Here is a 20,123-nt window from a genome sequence, read left to right as displayed (position 1 = left end):
CAAACATAAATAGGAGGTGCCTATCGATGGAAGAACATTACTATGTTTCTATAGATATTGGATCATCGAGCGTTAAGGTAGTTGTAGGCGAAAAGTTTCATAATGGCATTAATGTGATAGGTACAGGTCAAACTTTTACTGACGGTATTAAAAAAGGTATGATTGATGATTTTGATGTCGCAAGTCATGCGATTAAAGATACAATTAAGAAAGCACAAATAGCTTCTGGTATTGAGTTTGAAGATGTATTTTTAAAGATGCCGATTATTCATACTGAAATTCATGATATTGAACATGAAATTACGTTTAATGGTGAGTCTACTGAAATCACTGGTGAACATATTGAAGATGTATTGGACGGCATTCGAGCAAAGAATACATCAAATGAAATTGAAATTATTGGCGTATTCCCGAAAATGTTTAAAGTCGATGACTTACATGAAGTAAGCGATCCGAAAGAAATGATTGCAACGCAAAGTTTAGCAGTGGATGCGGGTGTTATTACAACAAACCGTTCTGTGCTTGTCAATACGTTGAAATGTGTGGAAAGTTGTGGGGTTCATGTGCTTGATGTGTACTCAGATGCTTATAACTATAAACATATTTTAACACCAACTGAAGTTGAGTTAGGTGCAGTAGTGATTGATATTGGGGATCAATTAACGCAAGTCGCATACTATGAACGTGGTCATTTGTTCGATGCAGATAATATTCCGATGGCAGGTAGCCAGATTACGAATGATATTGCACAAGGATTAAATACGACGTTTGATCAAGCGGAAAAAGTAAAAGAACAATATGGGCATGCATTTTATGATTTAGCATCTGAACAAGATATCTTTACGGTAGCACAAATTGATTCAGATGAACCGATGAGCTTCAACCAAAAAGATCTAAGCGATATCGTCGAAGCGCGTGTAGAAGAAATTTTCTTAGAAGTATTTGATTTATTACAAGAAATGGGCTTAAATAAAATTAACGGTGGTTTTGTGCTTACAGGTGGTACTGCCAACATGTTAGGTATTAAAGAATTATTGACGGATATGGTGAATGAAAAAGTACGTATTCACGTACCACAACAAATGGGTATTCGTAAACCAGAATTTTCTTCAAGTATTTCTACAATCAATAGTGGTATTAACTTTGATGAACTATTAGATTATGTTACAATTAATAATCATGATGCGACTTCTGAAGAGGAAGTTGTAGAAGAGTACGTTGAAGAGAAACCGAAATCGAAAGGTCTGGATGGATTCTTTAAACGTAAGACAAATAAAGCAGTTGAAACAGAAGTGTATACATCTAAATCAGTCGGCGAACGCGTCGAACGACCAGATGGAACATTTGAACAACCTGAAAAAGAACAAGAACAAAATGTACTGAAAAAAATTATGAAATCATTATTTGAATAAAATTGGCCACAATGATATAGGAGGAAAATTGAATGTTAGAATTTGAACAAGGCTTTAATCATTTAGCAACATTAAAAGTAATCGGTGTAGGGGGCGGCGGTAACAATGCCGTTAACCGAATGATTGATCACGGTATGAACAATGTAGAATTTATCGCTATTAATACAGATGGCCAAGCTTTAAACTTATCAAAGGCATCTTCTAAAATCCAAATCGGTGAAAAATTAACGCGTGGATTAGGTGCTGGAGCAAATCCTGAAATCGGTAAAAAAGCAGCTGAAGAGTCTCGTGAACAAATTGAAGACGCAATTCAAGGGGCTGACATGGTATTTGTTACTGCAGGTATGGGTGGCGGTACTGGTACAGGTGCCGCACCTGTTGTTGCTAAAATCGCTAAAGAAATGGGCGCTTTAACAGTTGGTGTTGTGACGCGACCATTCTCATTCGAAGGACGTAAACGTCAAACACAAGCAGCTGCTGGTGTTGAAGCAATGAAAGCAGCGGTTGATACGTTAATCGTTATTCCAAATGATCGTTTATTAGATATCGTTGATAAATCTACGCCGATGATGGAAGCGTTCAAAGAAGCAGATAACGTATTACGTCAAGGGGTTCAAGGTATTTCTGACTTAATCGCTGTTTCAGGTGAAGTTAACTTAGACTTCGCTGATGTGAAGACAATTATGTCTAACCAAGGTTCAGCATTAATGGGTATCGGTGTATCTAGTGGTGAAAATCGTGCGATTGAAGCGGCGAAAAAAGCAATTTCTTCTCCATTACTTGAAACATCAATCGTTGGTGCACAAGGTGTGTTAATGAACATCACTGGTGGCGAATCATTAACATTATTCGAAGCACAGGAAGCTGCTGATATTGTACAAGATGCTGCAGATGAAGATGTAAATATGATCTTCGGTACTGTAATCAACCCAGAATTACAAGATGAAATCGTTGTAACGGTTATCGCAACTGGCTTTAATGATAAACCGACGCGCAATGTACCACAATCAACATTTGGTGCACCACAAGTGAATCGTGAGCCAAGAACTGAGGCAACTTCGACGCAAACTGCACAACCTGAAAGAGAATCTAATAGAGATGACTTAGATGTTCCTGGTTTCTTAAAAGACCGTCCACGTCGTCGTAGAAGATAATTTTCATTAAATAAAGATCAACCATACTGCCGGACAAACATAAGTCGCTTTTTGATTTTTGTTTGTTCGGTTTTTATATAAGATGCCACTCTGGAGGGTACAATGGAACCATTTCAATTAAAGCAACATACATATAACGTTGACAATGCATACGATAAAGTGATCGGGATTACGAGTCGTCACGGAGGTAAAAGTCACTTTCCGAAAGACAGCTTAAATATGGCTTTATATATAGATGATGTCCCGTCAAATGTCCATTATAACCAGGCGATTGTCGCTAATGAAATTGGGTTTGATACGCGTAATTGGGTATTTCCAATTCAAAAGCACGGGAATCATATTCAGGAAGTATTTGCAGAAGATAAAGGTACAAATGTTTTAGCATTAACGTCTAAATGGTTAGACATTGACGGTCTGTATACGTATGAAAAAGGAATATTACTGACGATGTGTTTTGCGGATTGTGTCCCAGTATACTTATACAGTACGACAAATGATTTCATTGCGTTAGGCCATGCAGGATGGCGTGGGACAGTTGGTTTAATACTGAATCGTTTAATCAACGCTTATACAGGAGATGTGGATGATTTAAGATGTATTATAGGACCGTCTGTAAGTGCACCATGTTATGAAGTCAATGAAGATATTAAACGCCAGTTTATTGACTTGAATTTAAATCTGGATGATTGCTTTGAAAGTAATACGAATGCATTGTATGATATTAACTTACAGGAAATCAACAAACGCATTGCGATGCATGCCGGCATCAAGGCAGAACATATTGATGTGACAACACGATGCACTTCAACTGAACATGATGAATTTTTCTCATATCGTTTAGAAAAAGGACAAACGGGCAGAATGCTCGCATATATTGGAACGAGGGATGATAATGGAAGTCAAAAATAATTTAGCAGTCATACAATCTGAAATCGATACAGCGGTAGCAGAGTCGCCTTATGGTCAACAACCCACACTAATTGCGGTGACAAAATATGTTACAATAGAACGTGCGCAGGAAGCGGTTGATGCGGGTGTTATGCATCTCGGCGAAAATCGTATTGAAGGATTTCTTGATAAAAAAGCACATATTCAAAATGTGACGATGCATTTCATAGGTTCATTGCAGACGCGTAAAGTTAAAGAAGTGATTGATAATATTGATTATCTTCATTCATTAGACCGAATGAGTTTAGCACAGGAAATTCAAAAGCGCGCAACGAAAAAAATTAAATGTTTTATCCAGGTGAATGTGAGTGGAGAAGAAAGTAAGCATGGGATAGCACCAGAAGATGTACAATCATTTGTACAAAGTTTATCTGAATATGATAACATTGAAGTAGTCGGATTAATGACGATGGCACCACTTGATGCAACTGATGATGCCATTAGAACTTATTTTAAACAATTGAAGCAATTACAAATAGCAGTGAATGCATTAGGATTACCCCATGCACCATGTACAGAAACTTCAATGGGTATGAGTAATGATTACAAAATCGCAATAGAAGAAGGTGCGACGTTTATTCGTATCGGTACGAAACTCGTCGGATAGGAGGAAACGATACTTATGGCCATTAAAGATGTATTTAAAGGATTCTTTGTTTATGAAGATGAAGAAGAAGTTGTTTATGAAGATAATGCCCCAAAGAAAGCAGTTGAATCAGTAGAACGTGAGAAAATGAAGGCAACAACGCCGCAACCAGAAAAGCAGCACGTCAAAAAAGAAACAATTTATCGTGCGAAACCTGAACCTGTTAAATCTAAAGTGAAAGTGAATGAACGCAAAGTGACGCAAAATAATGTCGTAAACATACATGACGAACCGTCTTCAAGTATTTCAAAAGTGTGTTTATTTGAACCACGCGTATTTAGCGATACGCAGGATATCGCAGATGAATTAAAAAATCGTCGCGCTACGCTTGTCAATTTGCAACGTATTGATAAAATTTCAGCAAAGCGTATTATCGATTTTTTAAGTGGGACTGTTTATGCCATTGGTGGCGATATTCAACGTATCGGCGCAGATATCTTTTTATGCACACCTGATAATGTAGAAGTCGCAGGGACGATAACAGAAATGTTAGAAGCACCTGAAGAATATCATGAACACGAGGAATATTAATGAGTACTTTAGTAATAATGATTTATATAATGAATATTGTGATGTATGCCATTCATGCATATACGATTGGGATGGTCATCTACTTCTTTATGTCATGGATACCAGGTCTTAGAGATTCTGTTATTGGTGAGTGGATGGGAAAAATTTATGAACCATTTCTTGAACCATTTCGACGTATGATACCATCCATCGGTATGATTGATATTTCAAGTATTGCTGCATTAATCTTTTTAAACTTTTTACAAAGAGGTTTAGCTGCAATATTTAATGCGATTTTACCTTATTTCGCTTAAAATTATTTAAAAAATCTCATTACGGTGAGATTTTTTTCATGTTAAAGGTCGTGAGGATGTTATGAATATATATCAGCATTTCCGAAATGAAGAAATAGAAATCGTAAAGCATCTGGAAAGTTTAGTTGCGCGTGCTGAGTCACAATATGCGCCAGTACTCACACATTTTTTAGATCCACGTCAGCAGTTTATATTGACGACATTAGTGAATCGTACTGAGCTCAATGTGTCTTTTAATGGTGGACTTGGAGAGCGTGAGCGCATGCGTGCTTTAATTTATCCTGATTATCATGAAGCAAGTAAAGAAGATTTTGATTTATCGATTATTGAAATTAAATACGCGGATAAATTTGTGACGTTAACACACCGTAATATATTAGGTGCATTGATGTCGATTGGATTTAAACGGGATTATCTTGGCGATATCATCGTCGGTGATAAAGTACAGTTTGTTATAGCACGTCATTTACAAGCATTTGTGTTTCAGAATTTAACGAAATTAAAAGGTTCATCGATAAGATTAAATGAGATTGATTTAGCAGATATGTTAACTGCAACGGAGGAATTTCAGTCACATCAATCGACAGTCTCAAGTTTACGGCTAGATAATATCGTGTCGTTAATGATTAATAAATCGAGAAGTATCGCACAAAAACATATTGAAGCTGAGCATGTGAAGGTGAATCATGTTGTGATCGATAAAACAAGTTTTAATGTTGAAGTCAATGATTTAATTTCTATTAAAGGGTATGGTCGTGGTAGAATAGAAGCAATAGGTGACCGTACGAAAAAAGATAAAATTCGACTCACATATGGCACAATGTTTAAATAAACTAGAGGTGAAAGTATGAAATTCAGTCCAGATGAAATTCAAAATAAATCATTTAATATCGTTCATAAAGGATTAAATGAAAACGAAGTAAGAGATTATTTAAAGCAATTAAGCGACGAATTGGAAACGTTACGTCGTGAAAAGAAAATGTTAGAACAATTAATTGCAGATAAAGATGAGAATATTAATCGATTCAAAAGTGTTGAAAATACAATCTCAGATGCCATTTTAGTTGCACAAAAAGCGGGAGACGAAATCAAGGCGAGTGCGGGAATGCAGGCAGATGTAATCATTCAGGATGCTAAAAATCATGCTGAACTAATTAAAAAAGATGCGATGCAGCAAGCACGTGAAATTGCATTCCAGACTGAAGATATGAAACGTCAGTCTAAAATATTCAGAGCACGATTTAAAATGCTCGTGGAAGCACAGCTGGATTTGCTGAAAAGTGAAGACTGGGATCATTTATTAAATTACGATTTAGAAACGAAACCATTGGCGCAAGAAGATTCAAAATAAGTTATTGAGTAAATTTGAATTTTTTACTTATCAAAATGAAATAAACGTGGTAGTATAAATAATAATCAAAAATAAACATATAGAACCGTATCTATTGATGACTTGAGCAGCGAATTAGGGATAGTGAGAGCCTAAGCAACGACCGGTAGATAAGATCAGTCTATATTTTTCAATATTATATTTTAAAGTGAACTCTTAAGTTGAGTTAAGTCAGGTGGTACCGCGGATCCGTTCGTCCTGATTAATCAACTTAAGAGTTTTTTTAATTTAAATTTTAGGAGGAATAAGAAATGGACTATAAAGATACGTTATTAATGCCGAAGACAGACTTTCCTATGCGTGGCGGACTGCCGAATAAAGAGCCTCAAATTCAGGCACAATGGGATGAACAGGATTTATATCAAAAAGTATTAAAGAAAAATGAAGGGAAAACACCATACATCCTTCATGATGGACCGCCTTATGCGAATGGACAAATCCATATGGGGCATGCACTAAATAAAATCATTAAAGACTTTATTACACGTTATAAAGCGATGAATGGTTTCTATACACCGTTTGTTCCAGGTTGGGATACACATGGTTTACCGATCGAACAAGCATTAACGAAAAAAGGTGTGAACCGCAAAGAAATGTCTACAGCAGAATTCCGTGAATTATGTCGTCAATATGCCTTAGAGCAAGTTGAATTACAAAAAGCGGATTTTAAACGTTTAGGGATTAATGCTGATTGGGTCAATCCATATATTACATTACAAGAGCAATTTGAAGCTGAACAAATTCGTCTGTTCGGTGATATGGCGAAAAAAGGTTACATCTATAAAGGTAAGAAGCCAGTGTACTGGTCACCATCTAGTGAATCATCACTTGCTGAAGCAGAAATTGAATATCAAGATAAAAAATCTGCGTCAATTTATGTTGCATTTGAAACAGTTGATGGGCGTGGTGTCGTTGCAGAAGGCGTTAAATTCGTTATCTGGACAACAACACCATGGACAATGCCAGCCAACGTCGCAATTTCAGTGAATCCTGAATTGAACTACGTACAAGTTGGTGTTGAAGGTAAGTCTTATATCGTTGCACAAGCGTTACTTGATAATGTGTGTGATGCCATTGGATGGGATAAAGATGCAGTAGTCATTGAAAAAGAATTTAAAGGGTCTGAATTAGAATTAATCACGACACAACACCCACTTATTGAAGATAGAAAATCAATCATCATTTTAGGTGATCATGTTACAACTGACGCTGGTACAGGTTGTGTTCATACTGCACCTGGACACGGGGAAGATGACTTTATCGTCGGTCAAAAATATGAGTTACCTGTTATTTCACCAGTAGATGACAAAGGTGTATTTACTGCTGAAGCGGGCGAATTTGAGGGATTATTCTATGATAAAGCAAATCCTGTTATCACAGAACGTTTAAAAGAAGCTGGCGCATTATTGAAATTAGAATTCTTCACGCATTCATATCCACATGACTGGAGAACGAAAAAACCTGTTATCTTCCGTGCAACACCACAATGGTTTGCATCTATTAACAAAGTGCGTCAAGATATCTTAAATGCAATCGATGAAACTGAATTTAAAGTTGAATGGGGTAAAACACGTATTTACAACATGATTCGTGACCGTGGTGACTGGGTAATCTCACGTCAACGTGTATGGGGTGTGCCAATTCCGGTATTCTATGCTGAAAATGGTGATATCATCATGGACGAAGCAGTGATTGAACATGTTGCTAAACTTGTTGAAGTGCATGGTTCAAATGTTTGGTATGAGCGTGAAGCGAAAGATTTATTACCAGAAGGATTTACGCATCCAGGTAGTCCGAATGGTGAATTCACTAAAGAAACAGATATCATGGACGTTTGGTTTGATTCAGGATCAAGTCACCGCGGTGTATTAGAGGCTCGTGACGATTTAAGCTTCCCAGCTGATTTGTATTTTGAAGGAAGTGACCAATATCGTGGATGGTTTAACTCATCTATCACGACAGCTGTTGCAACGCGTGGTAAATCACCGTATAAGAAGTTATTATCACATGGTTTCGTTATGGACGGTCAAGGTCGTAAAATGAGCAAGTCGCTCGGTAATACAGTCGTACCTGAAAAAGTTGTAAAACAAATGGGTGCAGATATTATCCGTCTATGGGTAATGTCAGTCGATTATTTAGCTGACGTACGTATTTCTGATGATATTTTAAAACAAGTATCAGAAGTATACCGTAAAATCCGAAATACATTTAAGTTCTTATTAGGTAATGTTAATGACTTTAATCCAGAAACGGATAAAGTGGCTTATGAGGATTTAAAAGAAATTGATAAGTTTATGTTAAATAAATTATATACCTTCGTAAATCATGCACATACACACTACGATAACAATGATTACTTAGATATTTATCAGGAATTACAAAACTTTATTAACGTAGAGTTAAGTAACTTCTACTTAGATTATGGTAAAGATATCTTATATATTGAAGGTGCAGATAGCCATGTTCGTCGTAGCATGCAGACTGTTGTGTATGAAGTGTTAACATCACTTACAAAAGTATTAGCACCAATCATCCCGCATACAGCTGATGAAATCTGGAGCCATACACCACATGTTAAAGAAGAAAGCGTACATTTAACAGATATGCCTGAAGTACATGACGTAGACAGTGCATTAATCGACAAATGGTCTCACTTCTTAACATTACGTGATGATGTATTGAAAGGTATCGAGGCATTACGTAATGAAAAAGTAATCGGTAAACCGTTAGAAGCGAAAGTAACTGTATATAGTGATAACGCTGAAGATTTAGCATTATTGAAATCATTCGATAATTTACATCAATTATTCATCGTATCGCAAGCGATTGTAAGTGATGAGGCAGTTGGCACGAAATATTCAAACTTAAATGTATTGGTTGAACGTGCAGAAGGTGAGAAGTGTGAACGTTGCTGGAATTTCTCTACGAAACTAACTGGAGTTGATCATGCTTTCCCGAATGTATGTCCAAGATGTTTAAGTGTATTAGAGAGTAAATAGATAATTTAGAGCCGGATGTACTGATATGTACATTCGGTTTTTTTATGGTTGTAAAAAGTCGAGCAAATGATGAGAGGGTTGCGATAAAGATGGATATCGCAATCACCGTTTGCTTGCGATAAATATTGGATATCGCTAGCTCGGAATAAAAATAAATTAAAAAGTATATTGAGCTAGCGACAAACGGTAAATATCGCTAGCTCGGAATAAAAATAAGTTAAAAAGTATATTGAGCTAGCGACAAACGGTAAATATCGCTAGCTCGGAATAAAAATAAGTTAAAAAGTATATTGAGCTAGCGACAAACGATAAATATCGCTAGCTCGGAATAAAAATAAGTTAAAAAGTATATTGAGCTAGCGACAAACGGTAAATATCGCTAGCTCAGAACAAAAATAAATAAAAAAGTATATTGAGCTAGCGACAAACGGTAAATATCGCTAGCTCGGAATAAAAATAAGATAAAAAGTATATTGAGCTAGCGACAAACGATAAATATCGCTAGCTCGGAATAAAAATAAGTTAAAAAGTATATTGAGCTAGCGACAAACGGTAAACATCGCTAGCTCGGAATAAAAATAAGTTAAAAAGTATATTGAGCTAGCGACAAACGATAAATATCGCTAGCTCGAGGCGTTTTAATGATTAAAAGCAATCTTAGCTAGGACCAAAAGATATATAATGCTAGATAATGATATACTATAAATATGTTATGTAAACAAAATGCAATTTATCACCCAAAAACAGACGTACACATAAAAATGTGTTAAAATACTATAGATTGGAGTGAAATTATGAATAAGCGATATAACTTGACGATGATGTCAATTCTTGCGATATTTTTCATCGCGATGGATCAATTGACAAAGTATATTATTGTAAAGACGATGAATGTTGGTGATAGTGTCCCTGTCATCGGTGATATATTAGAAATTACATCACACAGAAACCATGGTGCTGCATGGGGAATGTTACAAAATCAGATGACGTTTTTCTATATTATTACCGTAGTGGTCTTACTTGCCATTGCTTTCTTTTATTATAAAGAAGCTGCGTTCAATCCGGTTATGCAACTTGGTTTAACGTTAATTTTTGCAGGTGCAATCGGTAATTTTATTGATCGTATTATGAGAGGAAATGTTGTAGATTTTATTGATACAAAAATCATCAATTATGATTTTCCGATTTTTAATATAGCGGATAGTTGCTTAACAATCGGTGTTATCGTTTTACTCTATGATATGCTATTTAACCAGAAAGAGGAGAAACGAAATGGAAGAAACATATAATTTTTTAATTGAAGCAGAAGAAGTTGGCGCACGTATTGATAAATATTTAACAGATTCAAATGATGACTGGTCACGTAACCAAATTCAGGACTGGATTAAACTTGGTCTTGTACTGGTTAACGGTAAACCAGTTAAAGCGAATTACAAATTACGTTTAGATGATGAAATCATTGTAACTGAAAAGCCAGTAGAAGAAATTGATTTACAGGCTGAAGATTTAGGTATTGAGATTTATTATGAAGATAAAGATGTAGCAATTGTATACAAACCTAAGGGCATGGTCGTTCATCCGGCACCTGGTCATCCAAACGGCACACTTGTTAACGGTTTAATGTATGCGATAAAAGATTTATCTGGTATTAACGGAGAAATCCGTCCAGGTATCGTTCACCGAATCGATAAAGATACGTCAGGATTACTAATGATTGCGAAAAACGACATCGCACATCGTGGATTAGTGGAGCAATTGGTTGATAAATCTGTGACTCGTAAATATACAGCTTTAGTTCATGGCATTATTCCACATGAATTTGGTACAATAGACGCACCGATTGGTCGTAATGTACGTGACCGTCAGGAAATGGCTATCGTTGATAATGGTAAACAAGCGGTAACGCATTTTAATGTGATTGAAACATTTGATAAATACACACTTGTTGAATGTGTATTAGAAACAGGTCGTACACACCAAATTCGTGTCCATATGAAACATATCGGATTCCCGTTAGTTGGAGATCCAAAATATGGTCCAAAGAAAACGATGGATATCGGTGGTCAGGCATTACACGCTGGAGTATTAGGCTTCGAACATCCTGTAACAGGTGAATACATTGAGCGTACTGCACCACTACCTGAATACTTTGAAGAAATATTAACGAAGCTGAGAAAATAATATGTAATTTTTCATTGTGAGTTGACAATGAATTTAAGAATGCTATTATTATATTAAATAAATCACACGTTAATGCTTTTAAATAAGTCCAGAGAGGCTTAAAAGGCGTCGAGGAATCCTCACGTCTATTTGACGTGGGGATTTTTTTGAGGAGGAATTAATGTGGATAAAAGAATCGTATTAGATGACAAAGCAGTCGATCGTACTTTAACACGTATTGCTCACGAAATCCTAGAAAACAACAAAGGTGTCGACAATTTAGTGTTACTTGGCATACGAACGCGTGGTATTTATCTTGCGAACCGTATACAAGCTAAAATAGAGCGCATCGATGGTGTGAAAGTGCCGACGGGTATATTAGATGTGACGCATTATCGTGATGATATGACGGATCGTATTAGTTCAGATGTCATAGCATATGAAATTGACACGGATATGAACAATAAACATGTCGTTATTGTTGATGATGTGCTTTATACAGGTAGAACGGTGCGTGCTTCTTTAGATGCAATATTAGATCATGTGCGTCCGAAACGTATTAGTTTAGCGACACTCGTTGATCGTGGGCATCGTGAATTACCGATTCGTGCGGACTTTATTGGGAAGAATATCCCGACTGCGACATCTGAAGAAGTCATCGTATTACTCGATGAAGTTGACGAGCGAACACAAGTATATATTAAATAACTCTTTTAAGTTGGTGCGAGACACCTGCAAAGGGTTTAAGTGAGTAAGTAGGACACTTAAGTCTCTTTGCATGTGCAAAGAGACTTTTTTTTATGGAGGAAAATGACAATGAAAAATGAAAATGAAGAAATTTACGAACGTACGGTCGAACCGATTCTAGACGTACATGAGAAACCGAAAGCAAGTGAATGGTTATTACTAAGTTCACAGCATTTATTTGCAATGTTTGGGGCAACTGTACTCGTACCATTCTTAACAAAATTACCGGTATCTGCGGCGTTAATCGCTTCAGGACTGGGCACATTACTGTATATCTTAATCACGAAAGGTAAGATACCTGCATATTTAGGATCGAGCTTTGCGTTTATTACACCGATTATTGTCGGATTAAAATCACACAGTCTTGGTGAAATGTTAATGGCACTTTTCATGAGTGGATTAATGTATGTCATCATCGGATTAATCATTAAGATTGTTGGAACGAACTGGCTGCTTAAATTATTACCACCAGTCGTTGTAGGCCCTGTCATCATGGTCATCGGTTTAGGATTAGCGCCGGTTGCTGTGAACATGGCGATGTATACCAATAGCGCCAAAATGACTGGATATAATGGAAAGTATATTATCGTCGCAAGCATTACTTTACTTACAGTTATCATCTTCTCAGTCATAGCAAAAGGTTTCTTATCAATCATTCCTGTTCTTATGGGTATCATCGTCGGATACATTTCAGCTGTCATTGCAGGTATCGTTGATTTCTCAGGCATTCAAAAAGCAAAGTGGTTACAGTTACCAGATGTTCATGTACCTTTTGTCAGCTATACGCCGTCATTTGACTGGATGCTCATCATGATCATGGTGCCAATCGTATTCGTAACAGTCAGTGAACATATCGGTCACCAAGTTGTAATCAATAAAATAGTAGGTAGAAACTTCTTTAAAGATCCTGGTTTACACCGAAGCTTAATCGGTGACGGGGTATCAACAATGCTTGCATCAATCATCGGTGGACCACCAAGCACAACGTACGGTGAGAATATCGGCGTACTTGCCATTACAAGAATTTATAGTGTGTGGGTAATCGGTGGGGCTGCAGTTCTTGCATTAATTTTAGGATTTGTTGGGAAGTTTACAGCACTCGTATCAAGTATTCCAACGCCTGTAATGGGTGGCGTATCCATCTTACTATTTGGAATCATTGCATCAAGTGGTTTACGCATGTTAGTAGAATCTAAAGTTGATTTTGGAGATAAACGTAACTTAGTTATTGCATCTGTCATCTTAGTATTAGGTATCGGTAAAGCGCATCTGGACTTTACTGTAGGACAAATTAATTTAAACATTGAGGGTATGGCTTTAGCAGCATTATCAGGTATTTTATTAAATGCATTTTTACCAGCTTCAAAAACACATGAAGACTACTAATTAATTTTAGGGGAGAACACAATGAAACACTTACATTCAATAACAGACTTATCAAACGAAGCAATCATGACAACAATTAAACGCGCAATTGATATTAAGAATGGTAAAGTTGAGCAATTTCAGAATGTGTATGCAGCAAACCTATTCTTTGAGAACTCAACGCGCACGAAATGTTCGTTTGAAGTCGCTGAACGTAAACTAGGGATGCACGTCATTCCTTTTGAAACAAGCACTTCATCAGTATCTAAAGGCGAAAGCTTATTTGACACATGTAAAACGATGGAAAGCATCGGATGTAACGTACTCGTTATTCGACATCTTGAAAATGATTACTACAAACAGTTAGATGGATTAAATATCCCAATCGTCAATGGGGGAGACGGATCTGGTCAGCATCCGACACAATGTTTACTCGACTTAATGACAATTTATGAAGAGTACGGCAAGTTTGAAGGTTTAAAAGTCGTGATTTGCGGTGATATCTTAAATTCACGTGTAGCACGTAGTAACTACGATGCATTGACACGCTTAGGCGCAGAAGTGAAATTTGTAGCACCGGATGCCTGGATTGACAAATCAATCCCTGCTGAATATGTGAATATCGATGATGTCATCGAAGAAGTAGATGTGTGTATGTTACTTCGCGTTCAACATGAACGTCATGATAAAAAGGCATCGTTCACAAAAGAAGAATATAACAGTAAATACGGCTTAAATGAAGATCGTTATAATAAGTTAAAAGATAGTGCTATCATCTTGCATCCAGCACCTGTCAATCGCGATGTTGAGATTACGAGTGAACTTGTAGAAGCACCGAAAGCACGCATTTTTAAGCAAATGGAAAATGGCGTTTACACACGTATGAGTATTTTAAGTCAAGTTATCGAAAATAATCAATAAAAGGAGTGCACACAATGTCAACATTACTTAGAGGCGGAAAAATTTTAATCAACGGGGAACTAACTGCACGAGATATTCGTATTGAAGATGGAAAAATCACTGAAATCGGTGAAAGATTAAATGTTTATAACTCTGAAATCATCGACTTAAACGGTCAATTTGTATCACAAGGGTTTGTCGATGTCCATGTACATCTGCGTGAGCCAGGTGGAGAACATAAGGAAACAATCGAGACAGGAACTCAAGCGGCTGCACGTGGCGGTTTCACCACTGTTTGTCCGATGCCGAACACGCGTCCAGTACCTGATACAGTTGAACATTTAGACGCATTAAATGCTTCAATTGAGAAGAATGCGAAAGTACGTGTGTTACCGTACGCTTCAATATCAATTCGACAAAAAGGTGAAGAACTGGTTGATTTTAAAGCTTTAAAAGAACACGGTGCATTTGCATTTACGGATGACGGTGTCGGGGTTCAAACCGCTTCAGTTATGTACGAAGCAATGCAACAAGCAGCAGCGCTTGATATGGCAATTGTGGCACACTGTGAAGATAACTCATTGATTTACGGTGGTGCAATGCATGAAGGAAAAGTAAGTAAATCACTTAATATTCCTGGCATTCCTTCAATATGTGAAGCGGTTCAGATTGCGCGTGACGTGCTACTTGCTGAAGCAGCAGGTTGTCATTACCATGTATGTCATGTATCAAGTAAAGAAAGTGTTCGAGTGATTCGTGATGCGAAACGTGCTGGCATCCGCGTCACTGCAGAAGTTACACCACACCACTTATTATTAAATGAAGAAGTAATTACTAAAGACGATGCGATTCTGAAGATGAATCCACCGTTACGAGCAAAAGAGGATCACGAAGCCTTAATTGAAGCTTTACTTGATGGCACAATTGATTTTATTGCCACAGACCATGCACCACATGCAGCGGATGAGAAAGCACAACCGATGACGAAAGCACCATTTGGTATTGTAGGAAGCGAAACTACATTCCCTTTACTTTACACAAAGTTCGTTAAAAACGGTGACTGGACATTACAACAACTGATCGATTATTTAGCGGTTAAACCGGGAGAAGTGTTCAACTTACCATACGGAAAACCTTTAGCAGTTGGCAGCATCGCTGATATTACAGTCATTGATTTAGATGAAGCATATGAAATTAAAGCAGAAGATTTCTTATCAAAATCAAGCAACACACCATTTATCGGAGAAAAAGTATTCGGTAACGTTACAAAAACATTTGTTGAAGGACAACTAGTTTATGAGGGGGCACATCATGCGTAATAAAAAATATTTAGTATTAGAAGATGGAACGGTATTTAACGGTTATGCATTCGGAAGTGATAAAGAAGTTGTCGGTGAAATCGTCTTTAATACAGCAATGACAGGTTATCAGGAAACGTTATCTGATCCATCATATACAGGACAAATCATCACGTTCACTTATCCTTTAATCGGTAACTACGGGATTAACAGAGACGACTTTGAAACATTAAACCCATCATTAAAAGGGATGGTGATTCGAGAATTATGTGACTACCCAAGTAACTTTAGAAATACAGCAACATTAGATGAAACATTAAAAAGTTACGAGGTACCCGGGATTGATGGTGTAGATACACGTCAATTGACACGAATCATTCGTGAACATGGGGTGTTACGCGCTGCAATGATTAATGACGCATCAAAAATTGATGCTACAATTGAAAGTTTAAAAACAACGGAACTACCTACAGATGAAGTTGCACAAGTGTCAACGAAAACACCATATATTTCAACGGGCAGTGACTTACGCGTCGTACTAATCGACTTCGGTAAAAAAGAAAACATCGTCCGTGAATTAAACTTACGTGGTTGTGATGTAACAGTAATGCCTTATACGACAACTGCTGAAGAAATATTACGTGTGCAGCCGGATGGCGTTATGTTATCAAACGGCCCAGGGAATCCGGAAGTTGTTACAGAAGGGATTGAAATGATTAAAGGTATTCTCGGTAAAGTACCATTCTTCGGTATTTGTTTAGGACATCAATTGTTCAGCTTAGCGTGTGGCGCAACGACATTTAAATTAAAATTCGGTCACCGCGGTGCGAACCATCCAGTTAAAAACTTAGCAACTGGAAAGATTGAAATCACATCACAAAACCATGGGTATGCAGTAGATGCTGATTCGATTGCTAATACAGATTTAGAAATCACACATATTGCTTTAAACGATGGCACAGTAGAAGGTGTTAAACATAAATCATTACCAGCTTTCTCTGTACAGTATCATCCGGAAGCGTCCCCTGGACCTCATGATCCAAACTACTTATTTGATGACTTTATTACATTAATGACTAACTTTAAGGAGCGTGTGAAATAATGCCAAAACGTACTGATATTAAAACAATTCTTGTAATCGGCTCAGGTCCAATCATTATTGGACAGGCAGCAGAATTTGATTACGCAGGCACACAAGCATGCCTAGCCTTAAAAGAAGAAGGTTATAAAGTCATTCTTGTAAACTCAAATCCAGCAACAATTATGACGGATACAGAAATCGCAGATAAAGTTTACATTGAGCCATTAACTTTAGATTTCGTAGCACGTATCATCCGTAAAGAACAGCCTGATGCGCTACTTCCAACATTAGGTGGACAAACAGGATTAAACATGGCTGTGCAACTAGAAGAAGCAGGCATCTTAAAAGAAAATAACGTCAAACTTTTAGGAACAGAGTTATCGTCAATCAATCAGGCAGAAGATAGAGATTTATTCAGAAGTTTAATGTATGAATTAGATGTACCGGTACCTGAAAGTGATATCGTTAATACGGTTGAACAAGCTGTTCATTTCGCTACAGAAATCGGTTACCCGGTCATTGTCCGCCCTGCATTTACGATGGGGGGTACTGGTGGCGGTATTTGTCACGATGAAGCGGAATTGATTGAAATCGTGACGAACGGTTTAAAATATTCACCGGTTACACAATGTTTAATTGAAAAATCAATCGCAGGCTATAAAGAAATTGAATACGAAGTAATGCGTGATTCAAATGATAATGCCATCGTTGTATGTAATATGGAAAACATCGATCCGGTTGGCATCCACACAGGAGATTCAATCGTAGTTGCGCCATCACAAACATTAAGTGATAAAGAATACCATATGTTACGCGACGTATCATTAAGAATTATCCGTGCCTTAAAAATCGAAGGTGGATGTAACGTGCAGTTAGCATTAGACCCGCATTCATTTAATTATTATATTATCGAAGTTAACCCACGTGTATCGCGTTCATCAGCACTCGCATCAAAGGCAACAGGTTATCCAATTGCAAAACTAGCAGCAAAAATTGCTGTCGGTTTAACGTTAGATGAAATGTTAAACCCTGTTACAGGTACGAGCTATGCAGCATTTGAACCAGCACTTGATTATGTTGTGTCTAAGATTCCACGTTTCCCATTCGATAAATTTGAAAAAGGTGAACGTGTACTCGGCACACAAATGAAAGCGACAGGAGAAGTTATGGCGATTGGTCGTACGTATGAAGAATCATTACTTAAAGCCATTCGTTCATTAGAATACGGCGTTCATCACTTAGGTTTACCGAACGGTGAAAACTTCGAACTTGATTTCATTGAAAAACGTATCAAAGAGCAAGATGATGAACGTTTGTTCTTTATCGGAGAAGCGATTCGTCGCGGCGTATCTTTAGAGGATATTCATGAATGGACGAAGATTGACTACTTCTTCTTAAATAAATTTAAGCATATTATCGACATTGAACATGATTTAAAAGAACACATCGGTGATATTGATCGTTTAGAATGGGCGAAAAAATATGGCTTCAGTGACCGTGTTATTGCTCACCGCTGGAATATGACAGAGCGTGAAGTATATGATTTACGCCAGGCAAACCATATTAATCCAGTATTCAAGATGGTAGATACGTGTGCCTCAGAATTTGAATCGAATACACCTTATTTCTATGGCACATATGAATCTGAGAATGAATCGATTGTGAGTGATAAAAAGAAAGTCATCGTCTTAGGATCAGGACCAATTCGTATCGGACAAGGTGTTGAGTTTGATTACGCGACTGTACATGCCGTGTGGGCAATACGTGAAATGGGTTATGAAGCAATCATTATTAACAATAACCCTGAAACGGTTTCAACAGATTTCTCGATATCAGATAAATTATACTTTGAGCCATTGACTGAAGAAGATGTAATGAACATCATCAACCTAGAGCAACCTGAAGGTGTGGTTGTACAGTTTGGTGGTCAAACGGCAATTAATTTAGCAGAGAAATTAACGAAATACGGTGTGAAAGTATTAGGTACAACACTTGAGAACTTAGACCGCGCTGAAGACCGTAAAGAATTCGAAGCTTTGATGCAACGCATTGACATTCCACAACCATTAGGGAAGACAGCTACATCAGTTGAAGAAGCGGTCGATAATGCAAACTTTATCGGTTATCCGGTACTTGTGCGACCTTCATATGTACTCGGTGGTCGCGCGATGGAAATTGTATATAACGAATCAGAGCTTGTTGATTATATGAACCGTGCAGTTAAAGCAAGCCCGGAACATCCAGTATTAATTGACCGTTATTTAACAGGGAAAGAGATTGAAGTTGATGCAATTTGTGATGGTAAGACGGTTGTTATTCCAGGGATTATGGAACATATCGAACGCGCTGGGGTTCATTCTGGCGACTCAATTGCGGTATACCCACCACAAACATTAACTGAAAAACAAATCGATACATTAGTCGACTACACAACACGCTTAGCACATGGATTAGAAATTGTCGGCTTACTGAACATCCAGTTTGTTATTGCAGATGAAGAAGTATACGTATTAGAAGTGAATCCACGTGCATCACGTACCGTGCCGTTCTTAAGTAAGATTACTGAAGTACCGATGGCAAACATCGCGATGAAAGGTATTCTTGGGGAATCATTACTTGATAAAGGTTACAAAGAAGGTTTAGTACCATTTAAAGAAGGTGTCTTCGTAAAAGCACCAGTATTCAGTTTCTCTAAACTTAAAAATGTCGACATTACTTTAGGACCAGAAATGAAATCAACTGGAGAAGTCATGGGTAAAGATTTAACGTTAGAGAAAGCACTATACAAAGGTTTAGTAGCAAGTGGATTACAAGTGAAGGATCACGGTACAGCATTAATTACTGTAGCGGACAAAGATAAACAGGAAGCATTAGGTTTAGCACGTCGATTACACGAAATTGGTTATCGTATTATGGCGACAAGCGGTACAGCAAAGTTATTACAAGATAATAACATTCCAGTTGTTGAAGTAAGTAAAATCGGTACAGAATTCAGTTTATTAGATGTGATTCAAAATGGACATGTCCAAATTGTCATCAATACAATGACAAATGGTAAACAAACAGAACGTGATGGCTTCCAGATACGCCGAGATTCTGTTGATAATGGTGTACCATGTTTAACATCATTAGACACAGCGCGTGCATTAATTGAAGTAATTGAAAGCATGACATTTAATATGAATCAAATGTAGGAGGG

General features: G+C 37.3%; 17 protein-coding genes. All 17 read left to right on the top strand.

Features of this window, described 5'->3' with window-relative positions; all coding sequences use genetic code 11:
- Positions 1-26 precede the first annotated feature (26 nt).
- On the top strand, positions 27-1,412 hold the full coding sequence (gene ftsA, locus OCL94_RS09855) for a cell division protein FtsA (protein WP_262996752.1): 1,386 nt from the start codon (positions 27-29) through the stop codon (positions 1,410-1,412).
- 32 nt (positions 1,413-1,444) lie between these two features.
- The gene (gene ftsZ, locus OCL94_RS09850) at positions 1,445-2,566 is read left to right on the top strand and encodes a cell division protein FtsZ (RefSeq protein WP_262996751.1); all 1,122 of its coding nucleotides are present in this window, start codon (positions 1,445-1,447) and stop codon (positions 2,564-2,566) included.
- A 102-nt stretch (positions 2,567-2,668) separates the two neighbouring features.
- The gene (gene pgeF / locus OCL94_RS09845; RefSeq protein WP_262996750.1) at positions 2,669-3,475 is read left to right on the top strand and encodes a peptidoglycan editing factor PgeF; all 807 of its coding nucleotides are present in this window, start codon (positions 2,669-2,671) and stop codon (positions 3,473-3,475) included.
- Positions 3,459-4,121, top strand: a complete 663-nt coding sequence (locus OCL94_RS09840) for a YggS family pyridoxal phosphate-dependent enzyme (RefSeq protein WP_262996749.1) — start codon at positions 3,459-3,461, stop codon at positions 4,119-4,121. The genes pgeF and OCL94_RS09840 overlap by 17 nt, the downstream gene beginning before the upstream one ends.
- Before the next feature lie 15 nt (positions 4,122-4,136).
- Positions 4,137-4,691 carry a cell division protein SepF gene (locus tag OCL94_RS09835; protein WP_262996748.1) on the top strand — a complete coding sequence of 185 codons (555 nt, stop codon included), beginning with the start codon at positions 4,137-4,139 and terminating at the stop codon, positions 4,689-4,691.
- On the top strand, positions 4,691-4,984 hold the full coding sequence (locus OCL94_RS09830; RefSeq protein ID WP_262996747.1) for a YggT family protein: 294 nt from the start codon (positions 4,691-4,693) through the stop codon (positions 4,982-4,984). Before OCL94_RS09835 ends, OCL94_RS09830 begins: the two co-directional genes overlap by 1 nt.
- 61 nt (positions 4,985-5,045) lie before the next feature.
- Complete coding sequence (locus tag OCL94_RS09825) at positions 5,046-5,816, top strand: YlmH family RNA-binding protein (protein ID WP_262996746.1); 771 nt, start codon at positions 5,046-5,048, stop codon at positions 5,814-5,816.
- A gap of 15 nt (positions 5,817-5,831) precedes the next feature.
- Positions 5,832-6,335 (top strand): DivIVA domain-containing protein, encoded by a 504-nt coding sequence (locus OCL94_RS09820; protein ID WP_262996745.1) that lies wholly within the window; start codon positions 5,832-5,834, stop codon positions 6,333-6,335.
- A 290-nt stretch (positions 6,336-6,625) separates the two neighbouring features.
- Positions 6,626-9,373, top strand: coding sequence for an isoleucine--tRNA ligase (gene ileS / locus OCL94_RS09815; RefSeq protein ID WP_262996744.1), 2,748 nt, complete (start codon positions 6,626-6,628; stop codon positions 9,371-9,373).
- 794 nt (positions 9,374-10,167) lie between these two features.
- Positions 10,168-10,662 (top strand): signal peptidase II, encoded by a 495-nt coding sequence (lspA, locus tag OCL94_RS09810; RefSeq protein WP_262996743.1) that lies wholly within the window; start codon positions 10,168-10,170, stop codon positions 10,660-10,662.
- On the top strand, positions 10,646-11,554 hold the full coding sequence (locus OCL94_RS09805) for an RluA family pseudouridine synthase (protein ID WP_262996742.1): 909 nt from the start codon (positions 10,646-10,648) through the stop codon (positions 11,552-11,554). The genes lspA and OCL94_RS09805 overlap by 17 nt, the downstream gene beginning before the upstream one ends.
- 162 nt (positions 11,555-11,716) lie before the next feature.
- Positions 11,717-12,241 (top strand): bifunctional pyr operon transcriptional regulator/uracil phosphoribosyltransferase PyrR, encoded by a 525-nt coding sequence (pyrR, locus tag OCL94_RS09800; protein ID WP_262996741.1) that lies wholly within the window; start codon positions 11,717-11,719, stop codon positions 12,239-12,241.
- Between the two features lie 102 nt (positions 12,242-12,343).
- Complete coding sequence (locus OCL94_RS09795; protein WP_262996740.1) at positions 12,344-13,666, top strand: uracil-xanthine permease family protein; 1,323 nt, start codon at positions 12,344-12,346, stop codon at positions 13,664-13,666.
- A gap of 21 nt (positions 13,667-13,687) precedes the next feature.
- Positions 13,688-14,566 carry an aspartate carbamoyltransferase catalytic subunit gene (locus tag OCL94_RS09790; protein ID WP_262996739.1) on the top strand — a complete coding sequence of 293 codons (879 nt, stop codon included), beginning with the start codon at positions 13,688-13,690 and terminating at the stop codon, positions 14,564-14,566.
- Between the two features lie 14 nt (positions 14,567-14,580).
- Positions 14,581-15,864, top strand: a complete 1,284-nt coding sequence (locus OCL94_RS09785; RefSeq protein WP_262996738.1) for a dihydroorotase — start codon at positions 14,581-14,583, stop codon at positions 15,862-15,864.
- The gene (gene carA / locus OCL94_RS09780) at positions 15,857-16,945 is read left to right on the top strand and encodes a glutamine-hydrolyzing carbamoyl-phosphate synthase small subunit (RefSeq protein ID WP_262996737.1); all 1,089 of its coding nucleotides are present in this window, start codon (positions 15,857-15,859) and stop codon (positions 16,943-16,945) included. Before OCL94_RS09785 ends, carA begins: the two co-directional genes overlap by 8 nt.
- The gene (gene carB / locus OCL94_RS09775; protein WP_262996736.1) at positions 16,945-20,118 is read left to right on the top strand and encodes a carbamoyl-phosphate synthase large subunit; all 3,174 of its coding nucleotides are present in this window, start codon (positions 16,945-16,947) and stop codon (positions 20,116-20,118) included. The genes carA and carB overlap by 1 nt, the downstream gene beginning before the upstream one ends.
- The last annotated feature ends 5 nt before the right edge of the window (positions 20,119-20,123 follow it).

The organism is Macrococcus capreoli (assembly GCF_025628935.1).
GTDB lineage: Bacteria > Bacillota > Bacilli > Staphylococcales > Staphylococcaceae > Macrococcoides > Macrococcoides capreoli.
This window is presented reverse-complemented; position numbering and strand designations above follow the sequence as displayed.

Excerpts from the sequence above, each read along its gene's own strand:
- ftsA (WP_262996752.1), top strand. The coding sequence starts at position 27 with ATGGAAGAACATTACTATGTTTCTATAGATATTGGATCATCGAGCGTT.
- ftsZ (WP_262996751.1), top strand. The coding sequence starts at position 1,445 with ATGTTAGAATTTGAACAAGGCTTTAATCATTTAGCAACATTAAAAGTA.
- pgeF (WP_262996750.1), top strand. The coding sequence starts at position 2,669 with ATGGAACCATTTCAATTAAAGCAACATACATATAACGTTGACAATGCA.
- OCL94_RS09840 (WP_262996749.1), top strand. The coding sequence starts at position 3,459 with ATGGAAGTCAAAAATAATTTAGCAGTCATACAATCTGAAATCGATACA.
- OCL94_RS09835 (WP_262996748.1), top strand. The coding sequence starts at position 4,137 with ATGGCCATTAAAGATGTATTTAAAGGATTCTTTGTTTATGAAGATGAA.
- OCL94_RS09830 (WP_262996747.1), top strand. The coding sequence starts at position 4,691 with ATGAGTACTTTAGTAATAATGATTTATATAATGAATATTGTGATGTAT.
- OCL94_RS09825 (WP_262996746.1), top strand. The coding sequence starts at position 5,046 with ATGAATATATATCAGCATTTCCGAAATGAAGAAATAGAAATCGTAAAG.
- OCL94_RS09820 (WP_262996745.1), top strand. The coding sequence starts at position 5,832 with ATGAAATTCAGTCCAGATGAAATTCAAAATAAATCATTTAATATCGTT.
- ileS (WP_262996744.1), top strand. The coding sequence starts at position 6,626 with ATGGACTATAAAGATACGTTATTAATGCCGAAGACAGACTTTCCTATG.
- lspA (WP_262996743.1), top strand. The coding sequence starts at position 10,168 with ATGAATAAGCGATATAACTTGACGATGATGTCAATTCTTGCGATATTT.
- OCL94_RS09805 (WP_262996742.1), top strand. The coding sequence starts at position 10,646 with ATGGAAGAAACATATAATTTTTTAATTGAAGCAGAAGAAGTTGGCGCA.
- OCL94_RS09795 (WP_262996740.1), top strand. The coding sequence starts at position 12,344 with ATGACAATGAAAAATGAAAATGAAGAAATTTACGAACGTACGGTCGAA.
- OCL94_RS09790 (WP_262996739.1), top strand. The coding sequence starts at position 13,688 with ATGAAACACTTACATTCAATAACAGACTTATCAAACGAAGCAATCATG.
- OCL94_RS09785 (WP_262996738.1), top strand. The coding sequence starts at position 14,581 with ATGTCAACATTACTTAGAGGCGGAAAAATTTTAATCAACGGGGAACTA.
- carA (WP_262996737.1), top strand. The coding sequence starts at position 15,857 with ATGCGTAATAAAAAATATTTAGTATTAGAAGATGGAACGGTATTTAAC.
- carB (WP_262996736.1), top strand. The coding sequence starts at position 16,945 with ATGCCAAAACGTACTGATATTAAAACAATTCTTGTAATCGGCTCAGGT.